The sequence below is a fragment of the Mycobacterium sp. 1245499.0 genome (genome assembly GCF_001673615.1).
Lineage (GTDB): Bacteria > Actinomycetota > Actinomycetes > Mycobacteriales > Mycobacteriaceae > Mycobacterium > Mycobacterium europaeum_A.
Genome location: NZ_LZMG01000365.1, coordinates 19,586 through 34,903, shown reverse-complemented (window position 1 = coordinate 34,903; position 15,318 = coordinate 19,586). Strand labels below are relative to the sequence as shown.

Sequence of the window (15,318 nt, the reverse complement as noted above, 5' to 3'; positions counted from 1 at the left end):
TCGTCCTGGCCGGCGTCGCACCCACCGTCCTGGCCGGACTACTCGGCGAAGAACCGGCGCCCGCGGCGGGCGGCGCGCAGGTCAAGGTGAACATGGTGCTGGCCCGGCTGCCCCGGCTACGCGACCACGCTGTCACACCCGAACAGGCCTTCGCGGGGACCTTCCACGTCAACGAGACCTGGACACAGCTCGACACCGCCTACGCGCAGGCCGCCGCGGGCCGACCGCCGAATCCCTTGCCGTGCGAGGCCTACTGCCACTCGCTGACCGATCCCAGCATCCTGTCGGCGGACCTGCGCGACGCGGGAGCGCACACGATGACGGTGTTCGGCCTGCACACCCCGCATTCGCTGTTCGACGGCGTCGACGCCGACGCGCTGCGCCACCGGCTGACCGACGACGTGCTCGCATCGATGAATTCCGTTCTTGCCGAACCGATTCAAGACCTGTTGCTGACCGACGCGCAGGGCGGCCCCTGCCTCGAGACCACCACCACGCTGGATCTCGAGAAGACGCTGCACATGAGCGGCGGCAACATCTTCCACGGCGGCCTGTCCTGGCCGTTCGCCGAGGATGACGACCCGCTGGACACGCCGGCGCGGCAATGGGGTGTGGCCACCGCACACGATCGAATCATGCTGTGCGGCTCCGGAACCCGCCGCGGTGGAGCGGTGTCGGGGATCGGCGGCCACAACGCCGCGATGGCGGTGCTGGCGGCGCTCGATCACCGGTCGTGATCAGTGCAACGTCGCGGCTCGGCAGAGCACCACGAATGCCGCCAAGAGGAGTAGCGCGATGTTGACCGCGACCGCGCGGCGTTCGTGCAGCCGCGTGTGCGCCCACACCGCGCCGACCATGACCACGCACAGGCCCGCCGCTGCGAGCGGCGTCAAGATCAACGCAATGCCCGTCAGTCCCGGCGCGACAAGTCCTGCCGCGGCGAGGATCTCCGATGCGGCGGTGAAACGGACGACCGGCATGGGAAACATGGCGATGCCGGTCTGACCCGTGGCCAGTAGTCGTTCGCGGCTGAATGTGAGCTTGACCGTTCCGGACAGGGCGAATATCGCGGCCAGGACGATTTGCGCTGACCATAGCGCGGCGTTCATCGTCTTCCCTTTCTTTCGAGCGGACGACCCTGAGACGAACGACGGCCGCCGCGCGTGACATCGGTGGGCGATCCAGCTCGCTACCTGTCACACCACCGACGGCTCGGTCGTCTACAGAACATGACGACTCCTCCCACCGACCCCCCGCCCGGCGACAGTGCCGAACAGCAAGGGGACGCGGCCGAGCTGCGGCCGCTGCTGTTCGCCATCGCCTATCGCATGCTGGGCAGCGTCACCGACGCCGAGGACATCGTGCAGGGAACGTATCTGCGCTACCTCGACTACTTGCAGCACGGTCACCACGTCGAGTCACCGCGCTCGATGTTGACCACCATCGCAACCCGCCTCGCGATCGACCATCTGCGCTCCGCCCGCGTGCAACGCGAAAAGTACCTGGGCCCTTGGCTTCCCGAGCCACTGATCACCTCGACCGTTCCGGACGCCGCCGATGTTGCCGTCATGTCCGACTCGGTGTCGATGGCGTTTCTGCTGCTGCTGGAGACGCTCTCACCCGTGGAGCGCGCCGTTTTCTTGCTGCGCGAGGTGTTCGCCTACGACTACGCCGACATCGCGCGCATCGTCGACAAGTCACCGGCCAATTGCCGCCAATTACTCAACAGGGCCCGCCGACACATCGCGGCGGGGCGCCGCCGCTTCGACGCCGACGCCACGCGCCGCGATCAGCTCGCCGATCGCTTTTTCGCCGCGGCCCAGAATGGTGATCTGGACGATCTGGTGCAATGGCTGGCCGACGACGTGTCCTTCTACGGCGACGGGGGCGGTATCGGCCGCGGACTGCCGCGACCGATCTTCGGCCGAAACCGCGTGCACCGGGCCCTGGCCGCAATCATGGGTGCCTACCGCAGTCTCGGCGTGCGACTGCAGCGTGCACAGATCAACGGGCAACCTGGCGTGCTCGCCTTCGACCCCGACGGCGCGTTGATCAACGTCCTGACCCTCGACATCTACGGCGGAAGGATCTGCACCATCCGCTCGGTGATCAATCCGCACAAACTCGAACACCTTGGATTCGCCCTGTCGCCCCTGGCGCGCCGCGATCCGGTGACCCGTCGCGCGGACCGGGAAGCACCGCGCGCATGAATAGGGGTTTTTCATACGATCGTCTTCGCGCGGTCCGCGGACGTCGGCACGTTAACCATGAACCGTCCGTCCGAGTTGAACGCGCTGCACCGACCTCGACCCAGGGAAAGGAGCAGTAACCATGCGCACGCCTGTCACCGCCGACGATCGCTCGCAGCGCACCCGGTCATTCGCGCGCGTGCTCGGACCGTTTATCGCCGTGGTCCCTGCGATTGTCGCGATCAGGGCAGCAAGCATCGGGAACGAACTGTCCGGTTTCTCCAGCGACCCGATGTGGCCGTGGGCGCTGGGTGCGCTCTTGTTTTTCTGCGGCCTGTTCGTCGTGGCGTTCCACCAGTATTGGCGCAGCGCCGCCGCCGTGATCATCTCGCTGTTCGGCTGGTTCCTGCTGCTGCGGGGTTTCGCGCTGCTCGCCATGCCGCAGACGATCGTCAAGGGGGCGCAAACCGCGACCCACACGTCGGGGGCAGCGATCATCGCCGTGCGGATCGGTTTCGGTTTGCTCGCGCTGTGCGGCGTCTACCTCGCGTACGTGGGCTGGCTCAAAAAGGCCGACTGACCGGGCGCCGCGCTACCGGCGCCAAGACAGTTACCGCGCGTCGATGGTGACGTAGTCGCGCTCGGTGTAACCGGTGTAGATCTGGCGCGGCCGACCGATCTTGCTGTCGCCCTCGTCGTGCATCTCGCGCCAGTGCGCGATCCACCCGGGCAGCCGCCCCAGCGCGAACAGGACGGTGAACATCCGGGTCGGGAAGCCCAGCGCCCGGTAGATCAGGCCGGTATAGAAGTCGACGTTGGGGTACAGCTTGCGCTCGATGAAGTAGTCGTCGGTGAGCGCGGCCTCTTCCAGTTGCTTGGCGATGTCCAGCAGGTCGTCGTCGCCGCCGAGCTTGGCCAGGATCTTGTCGGCCTGCTCCTTGACGATGCGGGCGCGCGGGTCGTAGTTCTTGTAGACGCGGTGCCCGAAGCCCATCAACTTCACGCCGGCTTCGCGGTTCTTGACCTTGCGCACGAATTCGCTGACGTCGTCGTCGCTTTGGCGGATCTTCTCGAGCATCTCGAGCACCGCCTGGTTGGCGCCACCGTGCAGCGGCCCCCACAGCGCGTTGATCCCACCGGAGATCGAGGTGAACAGGTTGGCCTGGGAGGACCCCACCAACCGGACCGTCGAGGTCGAACAGTTCTGTTCGTGGTCGGCGTGCAGGATGAGCAGCATGTCCAGCGCCCGAACGATTTCGGGATCCGCCTCATACGGCTCGGCGGGCAGCCCGAACGTCATCCGCAGGAAGTTCTCCACCAGCGACAGGGAGTTGTCCGGGTAGAGGAACGGCTGGCCGACGGACTTCTTGTAGGCGTAGGCCGCGATGGTCGGCAGCTTGGCCAGCAACCGGATCGTCGAGAGCTCGACGTCCTCGGTGTCCATCGGGTCGAGCGAGTCGGGGTAGTAGGCGGACAGCGCGTTGACCGCGCTGGACAACACCGGCATCGGGTGAGCGTTGCGCGGGAAGCCGTCGAAGAATCGCTTGAGGTCCTCGTGCAGCATGGTGTGCAGCTGGATCCGCTTGGTGAAGTCGGCCAGCTGCTCCTTGTCGGGCAGTTCGCCGTAGATCAAGAGGTAGCTCACCTCGATGAAGGTCGACTTCTCGGCGAGCTGCTCGATCGGGATGCCGCGGTAGCGCAGGATGCCCGCGTCGCCGTCGATGTAGGTGATGGAGCTCTTGCACGAAGCGGTGTTGACGAAGCCGTTGTCGAACGTGGTGTAGCCGGTCTTGGACAACAGCGAGCCCAGCGCGATGCCGTCAGCGCCGTCGGTGGCCTTGACGATCTCCAGGTCGGTTTCACCGCCCGGGTACTTCAAAGTGGCGGTGTCGTCGGTGTCTGCCACGAGAACCCCTTTGCGCTCTGGCTGATATGGCTGCTGACTTGGTGCTTACTGCAAAAGGTAGTCGTTATGACGATGGGACGCCTGCCCGGGGTCGAGTCCGCTGGTCACGCCAGCAATCGACCCCGTCACGCCGCGGCGCAACGTGCATCATCAGCGGGTTAGGGCTGCAGGCGTTCCACCCGACCCCCGGTGATGCGGATGCGGTTGTGCAACCGATTTTCCCGCCCCTGCCAGAACTCCACCAGCTCCGGGGCAATGAGGTAGCCACCCCAGCCCGGCGGGACCGGGACCCGCTCGCGATCGGCGAACCGGGCGGTCACCTCCTCCAGCTGGTCGAGCAGGGCCGCGCGTGAGGCGATCGGCCGCGACTGTTGCGACGCCCACGCGCCCAGTTGCGACCCGCGCGGCCGCTTGGACCAGTAGTCCTCGGTGACCTCCGCGGCGACCTTGCGCACCGGGCCGCGGACGTGGACCTGGCGGCCGAGCTGATACCACGGAAACGTGGCCGAGGCGTACGGCGTCGCGGCCAGATCGTCGCCCTTGGCCGAGTCATAGTTGGTGAAGAAAGTGATCCCGGTCTCGTCGACGCTCTTGCACAGCACCGACCGGCTGGCCGGCCTGCCGTCGGCGGTCACGGTGGCCAGCACCAACGCGTTGGGCTCGGCGACCCCCGCCCGCTCGGCGTCGCCGATCCATTTGCGCAACAACGAAACCCAGCCGTCGCGCAACCAATCCGCGTCGAGATCCGGGCTGCCGTCCTTTTCCACTGATCCGTACTCCACACGCATTCTTTGCAGGTGCTCATTTCCTGGCGCCGGGTCTGGTCCTGCCATCGCGTCCACGCTACCGGCGCTTGCTACCGGCCGGTAGCGTCGGCCCGATCAGGGGGTGCGAGAATTTTCGGCATGACTGTGGTCCCCGAAGACTTTGTCCCCGGCCTGGAAGGCGTGGTCGCCTTCACCACCGAAATTGCCGAGCCGGATAAAGACGGCGGTGCGCTGCGCTACCGCGGTGTCGACATCGAAGATTTGGTAACGCAGCAGGTCACGTTCGGCGACGTGTGGGCGCTGCTGGTCGACGGCAAGTTCGGCCACGGCCTACCGCCCGCCGAGCCCTTCCCGCTGCCCATCCACACCGGCGACGTACGCGTCGACGTGCAGGCGGGCCTGGCGATGCTGGCCCCCATCTGGGGGTACAAGCCGCTGCTGGACACCGACGACGACACCGCCCGCGACCAGCTGGCCCGGGCCTCGGTGATGGCCCTGTCCTACGTCGCGCAGTCGGCGCGCGGGATTTACCAGCCCGCCGTCCCGCAACGGGTCATCGACGAATGCGACACGGTCACCGCCCGGTTCATGACGCGCTGGCAGGGCGAGCCGGACCCACGGCACGTCGAAGCGATTGACGCCTACTGGGTGTCGGCCGCCGAGCACGGCATGAACGCCTCGACGTTCACCGCGCGGGTGATCGCGTCGACGGGCGCCGACGTGGCGGCGGCGCTGTCCGGGGCGATCGGGGCGATGAGCGGCCCGCTGCACGGCGGGGCGCCGGCGCGGGTGCTGCCGATGATCGAGGAGGTCGAGCGCACCGGCGACGCGCGTGGCCTGGTGAAGAAGATCCTGGACAGCGGCGACAAGCTGATGGGCTTCGGGCACCGGGTCTACCGCGCGGAGGACCCGCGGGCGCGGGTGCTGCGCGCCACCGCCGAACGGCTGGGGGCGCCGCGCCACGAGGTCGCCGTCGCGCTGGAGCAGGCGGCCCTGGCCGAGCTGCGCGAGCGCCGTCCGGACCGGGCCATCGAGACCAACGTCGAGTTCTGGGCCGCGGTGATGCTGGACTTCGCCCGAGTGCCGGCCAGCATGATGCCGGCGATGTTCACCTGCGGCCGCACCGCGGGCTGGTGCGCGCACATTCTTGAGCAGAAGCGGCTCGGCAAGCTGGTCCGGCCGTCGGCCATCTACGTGGGCCCCGGCCCGCGCAGTCCGGAGGCCGTCGAGGGCTGGGACCGCAGCCTCACCAACGCCTGACGCCTCCCGGTTGTCGGTACCCGGCGATCTAATGGTTGCCGTCGCGATGAGTTTTTGTCGCCGGCGCAGTCATAAGTCGTGAACCTGCCCGTCATGGGCAGGACAGGGAACCGATAGCAAGGAGAACCAGCATGGCGATCAAGATCGAACCCGCACTGTCCCCGCACCTGGTGGTCGACGACGCCGCCGCGGCAATCGACTTCTACGCCAAGGCTTTTGGGGCCCAGGAGATCGGACGCGTGCCGCGTCCCGACGGCAAACTGGTGCACGCCGCGGTGCGCATCAACGGTTTCACGGTGATGCTCAACGATGACTTCCCCGAAGTGTGCGGCGGCAAGTCGATGACGCCGACATCGCTGGGCGGCACCCCGGTGACGATCCACCTGACGGTCACCGACGTCGACGCCAGCTTCCAGCGCGCCCTGGACGCCGGTGCCACCGTGGTGACCCCGCTCGAGGACCAGTTCTGGGGTGACCGCTACGGCATGGTCGCCGACCCGTTCGGCCACCACTGGTCGCTGGGGCAGCCGGTCCGCGAGGTCAGCATGGAGGAGATCTCGGCGGCGATGTCCGGGCAGGGAGCCGGCTAGTCCTGCACCATCGGCGCTAGCCAAGCAGGCGGTCGAGCAGCCGGCGTCGTTGCGGCGGCGCCGGCTCTGCGGCGGCCGCGGCCGCGAGCATCGCGGAGACGTCGGTGAACTTGATGCGGGGGCGGCCGTGCTCGCTGCCGCGCGCGATTTCGGCGGCGTCGATGGCGCGCCATCCCGCGGCATCGATCGCGGCGGGCTGGCGGGCGTGCACCAGCCCGGCCAGCGCCTCGGGCTTGGCGATTGGATCGGCCAGTTTGCCGGCGTTGAAATCGGCGACCAAAGACTGCACGGTCTGCAACGAGCAGGACTTGTTGGTCCCGATGAACCCGCTGGGTCCCCGCTTGATCCAGCCCGCGACGTAGGCGCCGGTCACCGGGTCACCGGAAACGGGGTCGACGACGCGACCCGCGTCGTTCGGCACGACTGCCGACGCTTCGTCGTAGGGCAGATCGCGAATCGGCTTGCCGCGGTAGCCAATCGACGTCAGCACCAGACCGGTTTCCAGAAGGCGCGTCTCGTCGGTGCCGGTGACCGAGAACTCCATCCCGGTGGCGCGCTGGTCCCCCCGCACCCGGTGCGGCGTTAGCCGATACGCCAGCCTGATTCTCGGGCGGGACGGCGGTGTCGCATCGTCGCCGAGCGTGCTCAAGATTTCCAGCTTGCGCTTGGTCAGAGCGTCCGACGCGGCCGCGAGATCGGCCGCCACCAGCTCGTGGTCCGCAGCGCTGAGCACCACCTCGGAGCTGCCGGTGAGCCCGATCAGCTCGGGCAACGTGAACGCCGACTGGGCGGGGCCGCGCCGGGCGGCGATCACCACCTCACGCACCGCCGAGGCGCGCAAGGCCGCCAGCGCGTGCTCGGCGATGTCGGTGCGGGCCAGCTCGTCGGGATCGGAGGTGAGCAACCGGGCGACATCGAGGGCGACGTTGCCGTTGCCGACGATCAGCACCCGCTCGTGGCTGAGATCGACCGGCAGATCGGCGAAGTCGGGATGCCCGTTGATCCACGCGACCAATTCGGTTGCCGTTCCGGTCCCCGGCAGGCCCATGCCCTCGATGTCCAGCCGGCGGTCATCGGGCGCGCCCACCGCATACAGCACGGCGTGGTGGTGAGCGAGCAGGTCCGCGTGGCTCAGCTGCGTGCCGACCTCGACGTTGAGAAAGAACCGGAACCGGCGATCACCGGCGACCCGGTCGAACAGCCGGGTGACCCGCTTGGTGTTCTGGTGATCGGGCGCCACCCCGGCCCGCACCAAACCGTATGGGGTGGGCAGCTTTTCGAAGACGTTGACGCGCACGCCCTGCTGGGTCAGCAGTTCGTCGGCGGCGTACATCGCCGCGGGCCCCGATCCGACGATGGCGACCGTCAGGGGCTTGCGGCGGGCGCGGACCTCGGCGGCCGGGATCACCGGTGCCAGCTTGGACGTCGGCGGCAGCTTCTCGTCCTTCGGCCGGTCCGGGTAGAAGGACGCGTTGATCTCGATGAACGGCAACTGCTTGGTGTCCAGCCGGGTATCGGGCGCGATCGCGCCGACGGGGCATGCGCTCACACAAGCTCCGCAGTCCACGCACGCCACCGGATCGATGTAGAGCATCTCGGAGGTGGCGAAGCCGGGCTCGTCCGGCGTCGGGTGAATGCAATTCACCGGGCATGCGAAAACACAGGACCCGTCGTTACAGCACGACTGGGTAATAACGTGCGGCATAAACGAACTCGCAGTGACTACGCAGCCGGGACCGCGGCCAGGTGCTGGCGCTGCGGCTCGCTGCGGTAACGCGACGGCTTGCCGTTGATCTTGCACAACCGCCACATCAACCGCGCCGAGCGCGTCTCCATCAGACCGGTGTCGTAGGCCAACATCCGCACGTCACCGAACATGTCGCTGAGCCACTTCCGCGATTCCGGCGACCGGAAGAACAGTTCCTTCTTGACTTCCCGCGGGATGTCGAACTCGCGCCAGAAAGCCTTGGGCGGCACCACAATTGCGCGACAGAGCGCCTTCATGGTCAGCGGCAGGTACAGCGCGGTCCAGAATCGCTGCCTCTTGGTCAATTCCGGCACCCGCTTGCGCAGGAACTCGTGGGCGAACGAGATGTGGCGGGCCTCCTCGGCCACGTGGATCGCCATCACCTTCTCCATGATGGGGTGCAACGACTTGCCTTCGCGCAGAACGTTTTTCTGCGTGTGGTCGATGGGCTCCTCGCCGGCGAGCACGCCGATGAAGAACGCCACCGGCAGCGGGCCGGCCACCAGTGGAACCAACGGCGAGAGCCACTTGAGCATCCGCGGCATGCCCGGCACGTCGGCGCCGATGCGGTTCACCATCTCCTGGAACATCATGGTGTGGTTGCACTCTTCGACCGATTCGTGCAGGCAGTACCGGTACTCCGGCGATCCGTTGGGCACCCAGAACGTGTAGTTCATCAGGCCGCGAATCAGGATGGATTCGAAGTGCAGTCCCACCTTGGCCACGTTGGCCTGGCGCCACATCCCGATCTTGATCTTGCGCTCGTCGGACTGCGCCAGGTACCAGGGATGGCGGCCCAGCGGGTCGGTGTTCGGCAGGATCCAGCGCGGATCGTTTTCGGTCACCGCGAACTCCGGTGAATCCCAATCGATGTCGGTGTACGGATTGAAGTTGCGCCGCACCGACCCCTCGGACAGTGTGGCAAGCATGTTGACGTATTCGGCGTCGTCGCGCACTTCCATGTTGCTGCGCCAACGCCGGACTAATCGCGTCCTAGCCATATCCAGGCCTCCCCAACGAGGTTTACATTTGGACGTGCTATGTCCAGACAGTACCGCAGGTACCGGATAATTCCTAGACCCCTTCCGGGCACTGTGACCTGACCGGTGGTCATGAATTTTTTATGCCCCGGATCACAGGCGATCAAACGCCTGGACACAGCCGAGCAGGCCTTTTGCCCGGGCAGCCGAGGTTGGCGGTCGGCCTCCGCACCGACCGGTCAACTCGGCTCACTACCCTGATGAGCATGGCTGACCAGCTCGAGATCCCCGCTGACATCAAACCCCGCGACGGCCGCTTCGGGTGTGGCCCGTCGAAGGTCCGGCCCGAGCAGCTGCAGGCGCTGACCACGACCGCCGCCCCGTTGTTCGGCACCTCGCACCGGCAGGCGCCGGTCAAGAATCTGGTGGGCCGGCTGCGCTCCGGGCTAGCGGATCTGTTCTCGCTGCCCGAGGGCTATGAGGTGATCTTGGGCAACGGCGGCGCAACGGCGTTCTGGGACGCCGCGGCCTTCGGCCTGATCGACAAGCGCTCGTTGCACCTGTCCTTCGGCGAATTCAGCTCCAAGTTCGCCTCGGCGGTCGCCAAGAACCCCTTCGTCGGTGAGCCCGTCGTCATCAAGGCGGACGCCGGCAGCGCCCCCGAGCCGCAGAGCGACCCGTCGGTGGACGTGATCGCCTGGGCGCACAACGAAACGTCGACCGGCGTCGCGGTGCCCGTCCGCCGGCCCGCCGACTCCGGCGACGCGCTGATCGTCATCGACGCGACGTCGGGCGCCGGCGGGTTGCCGGTCGACATCGCCGAGACCGACGCCTACTACTTCTCGCCGCAGAAGAATTTCGCCAGCGACGGGGGCCTGTGGCTGGCCATCATGAGCCCTGCGGCGCTGGCCCGCGTCGAGTCGGTCGCCGGCTCCGGGCGCTGGGTTCCCGACTTCCTGTCGCTGCCCATCGCGGTGGAAAACAGCCTGAAGGACCAGACCTACAACACCCCGGCGGTCGGCACCCTGGCGCTGATGGCCGAGCAGGTCGACTGGTTGCTGGGCAACGGCGGGCTGGACTGGGCCGTCAAGCGCACCGCGGACTCCTCGGGCAGGTTGTACTCCTGGGCTGAGGAGCGGCCCTACACCACACCCTTCGTCACCGACCCCAAGCTGCGCTCGCAGGTGGTGGGCACCATCGACTTCGCCGACGAGGTCGACGCCGCGGCCGTGGCGAAGGTGTTGCGGGCGAACGGCGTCGTCGACACCGAGCCGTACCGCAAACTCGGCCGCAACCAGCTGCGGGTGGGGATGTTCCCGGCCGTGGACCCCGACGACGTCAGCGCACTCACCCAATGCATCGACTGGGTCGTCGAGCGGTTGTAGTTCGGCGACGATGCTGCGCGGTACGGGCAGCTGAGGAGCCGGACAATTGAACACCGTCCGACCGGCAATCAGGGCGCAACCGCACAGCGTGTCAGCACAGGTGATGGGCGGTTGCTGGACTAAAGTGCGCACGTGACGGGTCCGTCGCTGACCTGCACGGAGCCTGCGAGGAGATAACCATGCGGGAACTCAAAGTGGTTGGGCTGGATGCCGACAGCAAACACGTCATCTGCGAGGGTGGCGATCCCGCGGAGCAGTTCAAGCTGGCGGCCGACGACCGCTTGCGAGCCCTGCTGCGCGACGCGGCCCTGTCCTCTGAGCAACCGCAGCTCGAGATTGAAGTCACCAACATGCTGAGCCCCAAAGAAATTCAGGCCAAGATCCGCGCGGGTGCCTCCGTCGAACAGGTCGCCGCGGCGTCAGGCTCGGAGGTTTCGCGGATCCGCCGCTTTGCTCACCCGGTGTTGCTGGAGCGCTTCCGCGCCGCGGAGCTGGCAACCGCCGCACACCCGATGCTCGCCGACGGTCCCGCGGTGCTGACCCTGCTCGAGACGGTCAGCGCCTCACTGGTGACCCGCGGGCTGAGCCACGACAAACTCAGCTGGGACGCGTGGCGCAACGAGGACAACCGCTGGACGGTGCAGCTGGCATGGAAGGTCGGCCGGTCCGACAACCTCGCGCATTTCTGTTTCACGCCCGGTGCGCACGGCGGAACGGTGACCGCCATCGACGACGCGGCCAGCGCGCTGATCGACCCCAACTTCGAACGCCCGCTGCGGCCGGTGGCCCGGGTGGCGCACGTCGACTTCGAAGAGCCCGCCAAGCCGCCCGTCGCCGACGAAGCACCCGTCGCGGAACCGGACGAAAAGCCGGTGCACACCCGGCGGGGCAAGCCCGTCATCCCGGCGTGGGAGGACGTGCTGCTCGGCGTGCGCTCCGGCGGGCAGCGCTAAGCCGTCGTCAGGGCCAACAGCGCAACCCACGCCACCGCCACACCCACCGCGGCGCCCAGCACAAACCAGCGCAGGACGGGCGTACGCCGCCACCCCCACAGGGTCGGCGCCAGTCCCCCGGCCGCCACGACGTTGAGCCCGACGGCCAGCAGCGCGTGCACGCGAAGCAGCCCCAGACTGAGCACCACGATCGCGGCGGCGGTGACCGCCGCGACGAACGCGGCGACCGTCAAACCCGTTGCCCAGGGCACGGACTCGTCTCGCATCAGCCGGAGCCTAGTGTGACTGTCCATCGCCGCCTCTCGCCGTCGAGCGGGCCCGCTCGTAGAACGCCAACGCCGCCGCCGTCGCGACGTTGAGCGAATCGGTGCCGCGCGACATCGGAATGCGCACCCGCACATCACTGCACCGCAAGGTGGCCGGCGTCAGCCCCGGCCCCTCGGCGCCGACCAACACCGCGACGCGTTCGTCGCGCGCGGCCGTCATCGCCTCCGGCAAGGCGCAGGCGCTGGCCTGCGGAGTCATCGCCAGGAGTCGAAAACCGTTCTCCCGCAACGTCGCGAGCTCGGCGGGCCAACAGCTTGCGCGCGCATAGGGCACCAGCAGCGCGTGGCCCATGGACACCCGCACCGCGCGGCGGTACAGCGGGTCGGCACAGCCGCTGCCGAACACCACCGCATCGACGCCCAGCCCCGCCGCGTTGCGGAAGATCGAACCCAGGTTCTCGTGATCGTTGACCCCTTCGAGGATCGCGACGGTGCGGGCCCTGTCGATCACGTCGGCGACGCCCGGTTCGGGCACCCGCCGGGCGGCCGCCAGCACGCCGCGGTTGAGGTGAAACCCGACCACCCGGGCCATGACGTCGGCGGACGCGCGGTAGCACGGCACGTCGGTGCCGGCCAGGTCAATGTCGAGCTCGGCGAACCGGCGCTCGGTCCCCAGCAGGGCATGCGGGTGAAAGCGTGAGGCGAGCATGCGCTGCACCACCAGCACGCCCTCGGCGATCACCAGCCCCTTGCCCGACGGCAGATCGGGACGGCGATCGACGCTGTTCAGGTCGCGGAAATCGTCGAGCCTCGGATCGTCGGGATCGTCGACGTCGATCAACATGCGCCGGCTTCGCTCCGGGGACTCACGGGCCTTCGTCGACCAGGGCCAACATCAGGTCGGCCGCGTTGCGCAGGATGTCTCGCTGTTCGCTGTCCAGCGTCGCTAGCCGCTTGGCCAGCCACTCCTGGCGGGCGCGGCGGTTGGCCTTGACCAACTCGGCGCCGGCCTCCGACACCGAGACGAGCACCTGCCGGCCGTCGACAGGGTGCGGCGCGCGGTCCACCAGCCCCATCTCGGCCAGCGAGGCGATCACCCGGGTCATCGACGGCGGCCTGACCCGTTCGCGAATTGCCAGGGCACCCGGGGTCATCGGGCCTTCGTTGGTCAGCATGGCCAGCGCCGACAGCTGGGACAGCGACACCGGCGACGACGGGTTGCGGAACCGCAGTTGGCGGGCCAGCCGCATAACTGCCAGTGACAGGTCGCTGGCCAGCCGCGCATCGCTGTCAGGCATGGCGCGAGGTTACACGGAAGCCCGAGAAACCGGGACACGAACCGGTGAACGACGGTCGCAGATCGCCTTCGCTAAGCTGCGGGGTTTTTCATCGAAACGCTTATCCGCCCGCCTATCCCGCTTTGCTCGACGGGGTAAAGATCATCCGTCCCGGCAAGTGGGTGCGCCGTCGCCCGCCACCGACGGCGAGCTATGTTGATCCCGATGTCCGCCGAACCCCCCCGCACCGCGCCGCCGCTGCCGGCCGCGCTGCTGCACGTGTGGCCGTTCATCGCGCTCGGCGCGTTGGGTTGGCTCGCCGCGGTGGCGGCCGCTTTCCTGGTGCCATCCCTGCAGGGCTGGCGTCCCGTGGCCCTGGCCGGCCTGGGCGTGGGTGTGCTCGGCACGAGCATCTTCCTGCTGCAGCTCGCGGCGGCCCGCCGCGGTGCCCGCGGCGCGCAGGCCGGACTCGAAAACTATCTCGACCACAACTGATTCGCCGCCCTGGAGGAGCGATGGTAGCCCCGCTGTTGCAAGCGCACGTCGACATCGACGCACCGGTGGCCACCGTGTGGGAATTGATTTCCGACCTGCGCCGCATGCCGCGGTGGAGTCCGCAGTGTCGCTGGATGAAGCCCTTCGGCCCGGTGCGTCAGGGCACCCGAACGATCAACCTCAACCGCCGCAAGCGCATGTTCTGGCCGACCACCTGCACGGTGGTCGAGATCGTCCCCGAGCGCAAGCTCGCGTTCCGCGTCGACACCAACAACACCATCTGGAGCTATGAGCTCGAGCCCAGCGGCGCGGCCACCCGGCTGATCGAGAGCCGTCACGCCGAAAACGGAGTGACGGCGTTTTCGAACCTGTCGGTAAATGCGCTGTTCGGCGGGACCACCAACTTCGAGCGCGAATTGCTCGACGGCATGAACGCCTCGCTGGCGCGCATCAAGGCCGCCGCCGAAACCGGCTAGTCCGGCGTCTCGGCCTGCGGCTGCTGCTCGGGCTGCGGCGCCTCGGTCACCGGCTCGGTTTCGGCCTCCGGCGTCTCGGGCGCCGTCTCGGGCTGCGGCTCTTGGGTCTCGGTCTCGCCCTGCGCTTCTGGCGCCCCCACGGCCTCCGAGGGCGCAGGGGACTCCGTGGACTCCGAGGGTTCCGTGGACTCCGAGGACAAGGGGGACGGTTCGACCGGCGTCTGGGTGACGTCGAGCAGGCCGTCGTCGTACGGCTCGTACGCAGGCGACCCGGTGCCCGCCGGGGCGGGCGTGTCCGAATGGGCACCGCAGCCGTACAGCTTGTCGACGATGTGACCGTCGGCCGACAATTCGTTGCCGCACACGCCGAACAGCGCGCCCAGCGAACCCGACAGCGGCAGGAAAAAACCGCAGTCGCGGCACACCCGCTTGGTGGACCGCGCCATCGGCGAGTCGGGGCCGTACTCGCCGGTGCGCCAGCGTTCGGCCGTGTCCGACCGGCCCTCGGCGCTCATCACCCAGCGCCGGCCCAGCCCGATCTCGGCGGCGGTCTCGTCGACCTGGGGGTCACCGCTGGCGGTGTAACCGGGAACCAGCCGGGGATCGTCGGCGGCGGGCGCCAGCAGGTCGCCCGGGCTCAGGTCGCCGGGCCGTACCCGCTGGTCCCAGGGCACCCATTCGGGTGCCAGCAATGCGGTCGGCCCGGGCACCAGTACGACCTCGCTGATGGTCGCGTGGTCCGCGCCGGGATAGGCGGCGACGACGACCGCCCACTGCCACCCCTGGTAGCCGGGCAGGTGCGCCAGGAAGCGGTGGGTGGCGCTGTTCGGGTCTTCGTAGCCGACGCCCAGGTAGTCGCCGACCATCTCCGGTGCGCCGAACTCCACCACGGCGGCCCTGGCCACCTCCGCCGCGCCCGTGAGCACCGTCGCCAACCGCTCGGGCCACTCGGCCACAGTCGACACGGCGGATCCCTCGATAGGTCTGGTCACGCTGTCTTCTTTCTGCATTGCGTTTCCAATACTAG

Annotated in this window: 16 protein-coding genes and 2 pseudogenes; 9 read left to right on the top strand and 9 right to left on the bottom strand. The window is 68.1% G+C overall.

What is annotated here, in order from left to right; genetic code table 11:
• Nucleotides 1–737, top strand: a pseudogene (locus tag A5646_RS22790) (NAD(P)/FAD-dependent oxidoreductase); the annotation flags it as partial.
• Here A5646_RS22790 and A5646_RS22785 read toward each other — a convergent pair.
• Nucleotides 738–1,109 (bottom strand): DoxX family protein, encoded by a 372-nt coding sequence (locus tag A5646_RS22785; RefSeq protein ID WP_067024371.1) that lies wholly within the window; start codon nt 1,107–1,109, stop codon nt 738–740. It lies immediately after the preceding pseudogene.
• Nucleotides 1,110–1,229: 120 nt separating this feature from the next.
• Here A5646_RS22785 and A5646_RS22780 point away from each other — a divergent pair, with 120 nt between their 5' ends.
• Both A5646_RS22780 and A5646_RS22775 read left to right on the top strand, forming a co-directional pair.
• Nucleotides 1,230–2,210 carry an RNA polymerase sigma-70 factor gene (locus tag A5646_RS22780; protein ID WP_067024368.1) on the top strand — a complete coding sequence of 327 codons (981 nt, stop codon included), beginning with the start codon at nt 1,230–1,232 and terminating at the stop codon, nt 2,208–2,210.
• Nucleotides 2,211–2,331: 121 nt separating this feature from the next.
• Nucleotides 2,332–2,769 (top strand): hypothetical protein, encoded by a 438-nt coding sequence (locus A5646_RS22775; RefSeq protein WP_067024366.1) that lies wholly within the window; start codon nt 2,332–2,334, stop codon nt 2,767–2,769.
• 30 nt (nt 2,770–2,799) lie between these two features.
• Here the strand turns inward: A5646_RS22775 and A5646_RS22770 are convergent, their stop codons facing one another.
• Both A5646_RS22770 and pdxH read right to left on the bottom strand, forming a co-directional pair.
• Nucleotides 2,800–4,095: a citrate synthase gene (locus A5646_RS22770; RefSeq protein WP_066866800.1), complete on the bottom strand. Its 1,296-nt coding sequence runs from the start codon at nt 4,093–4,095 to the stop codon at nt 2,800–2,802.
• Between the two features lie 158 nt (nt 4,096–4,253).
• The gene (gene pdxH / locus A5646_RS22765; RefSeq protein ID WP_156749004.1) at nt 4,254–4,883 is read right to left on the bottom strand and encodes a pyridoxamine 5'-phosphate oxidase; all 630 of its coding nucleotides are present in this window, start codon (nt 4,881–4,883) and stop codon (nt 4,254–4,256) included.
• A gap of 117 nt (nt 4,884–5,000) precedes the next feature.
• Between pdxH and A5646_RS22760 the strand changes: the two genes are divergently transcribed.
• Together A5646_RS22760 and A5646_RS22755 are read left to right on the top strand one after the other, a co-directional pair.
• Entirely contained in the window at nt 5,001–6,122 is a 1,122-nt protein-coding gene (locus A5646_RS22760) for a citrate synthase 2 (RefSeq protein ID WP_067024363.1), read from the top strand.
• Between the two features lie 131 nt (nt 6,123–6,253).
• Complete coding sequence (locus A5646_RS22755) at nt 6,254–6,712, top strand: VOC family protein (RefSeq protein ID WP_067024360.1); 459 nt, start codon at nt 6,254–6,256, stop codon at nt 6,710–6,712.
• A 16-nt stretch (nt 6,713–6,728) separates the two neighbouring features.
• Here A5646_RS22755 and A5646_RS22750 read toward each other — a convergent pair whose 3' ends face one another.
• Together A5646_RS22750 and A5646_RS22745 are read right to left on the bottom strand one after the other, a co-directional pair.
• Entirely contained in the window at nt 6,729–8,417 is a 1,689-nt protein-coding gene (locus tag A5646_RS22750) for an FAD-dependent oxidoreductase (protein WP_067024358.1), read from the bottom strand.
• A gap of 17 nt (nt 8,418–8,434) precedes the next feature.
• Nucleotides 8,435–9,460, bottom strand: a complete 1,026-nt coding sequence (locus A5646_RS22745) for a diiron oxygenase (protein ID WP_066866809.1) — start codon at nt 9,458–9,460, stop codon at nt 8,435–8,437.
• A 245-nt stretch (nt 9,461–9,705) separates the two neighbouring features.
• Here A5646_RS22745 and serC point away from each other — a divergent pair, with 245 nt between their 5' ends.
• Together serC and sepH are read left to right on the top strand one after the other, a co-directional pair.
• On the top strand, nt 9,706–10,824 hold the full coding sequence (serC, locus tag A5646_RS22740) for a phosphoserine transaminase (RefSeq protein WP_066866848.1): 1,119 nt from the start codon (nt 9,706–9,708) through the stop codon (nt 10,822–10,824).
• Between the two features lie 179 nt (nt 10,825–11,003).
• Complete coding sequence (gene sepH / locus A5646_RS22735; RefSeq protein ID WP_067024355.1) at nt 11,004–11,777, top strand: septation protein SepH; 774 nt, start codon at nt 11,004–11,006, stop codon at nt 11,775–11,777.
• On the opposite strand, the gene A5646_RS22730 is transcribed toward sepH, so the two are convergent.
• From A5646_RS22730 to A5646_RS22720, 3 genes are read right to left on the bottom strand one after another with little or no spacing between them, the layout of a single operon-like run.
• Nucleotides 11,774–12,043 carry a DUF2537 domain-containing protein gene (locus tag A5646_RS22730; protein WP_066866813.1) on the bottom strand — a complete coding sequence of 90 codons (270 nt, stop codon included), beginning with the start codon at nt 12,041–12,043 and terminating at the stop codon, nt 11,774–11,776. The two genes, sepH and A5646_RS22730, sit on opposite strands and share 4 nt — an antisense overlap.
• A gap of 10 nt (nt 12,044–12,053) precedes the next feature.
• Nucleotides 12,054–12,887 (bottom strand): RNA methyltransferase, encoded by an 834-nt coding sequence (locus tag A5646_RS22725; RefSeq protein ID WP_066866814.1) that lies wholly within the window; start codon nt 12,885–12,887, stop codon nt 12,054–12,056.
• 22 nt (nt 12,888–12,909) lie between these two features.
• The gene (locus A5646_RS22720) at nt 12,910–13,341 is read right to left on the bottom strand and encodes a MarR family transcriptional regulator (protein ID WP_066866815.1); all 432 of its coding nucleotides are present in this window, start codon (nt 13,339–13,341) and stop codon (nt 12,910–12,912) included.
• Nucleotides 13,342–13,545: 204 nt separating this feature from the next.
• Here A5646_RS22720 and A5646_RS22715 point away from each other — a divergent pair, with 204 nt between their 5' ends.
• Together A5646_RS22715 and A5646_RS22710 are read left to right on the top strand one after the other, a co-directional pair.
• Nucleotides 13,546–13,815, top strand: a complete 270-nt coding sequence (locus A5646_RS22715) for a DUF2530 domain-containing protein (protein ID WP_067024375.1) — start codon at nt 13,546–13,548, stop codon at nt 13,813–13,815.
• 20 nt (nt 13,816–13,835) lie between these two features.
• Nucleotides 13,836–14,291 (top strand): SRPBCC family protein, encoded by a 456-nt coding sequence (locus tag A5646_RS22710; protein WP_067024353.1) that lies wholly within the window; start codon nt 13,836–13,838, stop codon nt 14,289–14,291.
• Nucleotides 14,292–14,500: 209 nt separating this feature from the next.
• On the opposite strand, the pseudogene A5646_RS22705 reads toward A5646_RS22710, so the two are convergent.
• Nucleotides 14,501–15,283: pseudogene (locus A5646_RS22705) on the bottom strand (DUF3027 domain-containing protein); the annotation flags it as partial.
• Between the last annotated feature and the right edge of the window lie 35 nt (nt 15,284–15,318).

Excerpts from the sequence above, each read along its gene's own strand:
- A5646_RS22785 (WP_067024371.1), bottom strand. The coding sequence starts at position 1,109 with ATGAACGCCGCGCTATGGTCAGCGCAAATCGTCCTGGCCGCGATATTC.
- A5646_RS22780 (WP_067024368.1), top strand. The coding sequence starts at position 1,230 with ATGACGACTCCTCCCACCGACCCCCCGCCCGGCGACAGTGCCGAACAG.
- A5646_RS22775 (WP_067024366.1), top strand. The coding sequence starts at position 2,332 with ATGCGCACGCCTGTCACCGCCGACGATCGCTCGCAGCGCACCCGGTCA.
- pdxH (WP_156749004.1), bottom strand. The coding sequence starts at position 4,883 with ATGCGTGTGGAGTACGGATCAGTGGAAAAGGACGGCAGCCCGGATCTC.
- A5646_RS22760 (WP_067024363.1), top strand. The coding sequence starts at position 5,001 with ATGACTGTGGTCCCCGAAGACTTTGTCCCCGGCCTGGAAGGCGTGGTC.
- A5646_RS22755 (WP_067024360.1), top strand. The coding sequence starts at position 6,254 with ATGGCGATCAAGATCGAACCCGCACTGTCCCCGCACCTGGTGGTCGAC.
- A5646_RS22750 (WP_067024358.1), bottom strand. The coding sequence starts at position 8,417 with ATGCCGCACGTTATTACCCAGTCGTGCTGTAACGACGGGTCCTGTGTT.
- A5646_RS22745 (WP_066866809.1), bottom strand. The coding sequence starts at position 9,460 with ATGGCTAGGACGCGATTAGTCCGGCGTTGGCGCAGCAACATGGAAGTG.
- serC (WP_066866848.1), top strand. The coding sequence starts at position 9,706 with ATGGCTGACCAGCTCGAGATCCCCGCTGACATCAAACCCCGCGACGGC.
- sepH (WP_067024355.1), top strand. The coding sequence starts at position 11,004 with ATGCGGGAACTCAAAGTGGTTGGGCTGGATGCCGACAGCAAACACGTC.
- A5646_RS22730 (WP_066866813.1), bottom strand. The coding sequence starts at position 12,043 with ATGCGAGACGAGTCCGTGCCCTGGGCAACGGGTTTGACGGTCGCCGCG.
- A5646_RS22725 (WP_066866814.1), bottom strand. The coding sequence starts at position 12,887 with ATGTTGATCGACGTCGACGATCCCGACGATCCGAGGCTCGACGATTTC.
- A5646_RS22720 (WP_066866815.1), bottom strand. The coding sequence starts at position 13,341 with ATGCCTGACAGCGATGCGCGGCTGGCCAGCGACCTGTCACTGGCAGTT.
- A5646_RS22715 (WP_067024375.1), top strand. The coding sequence starts at position 13,546 with ATGTCCGCCGAACCCCCCCGCACCGCGCCGCCGCTGCCGGCCGCGCTG.
- A5646_RS22710 (WP_067024353.1), top strand. The coding sequence starts at position 13,836 with ATGGTAGCCCCGCTGTTGCAAGCGCACGTCGACATCGACGCACCGGTG.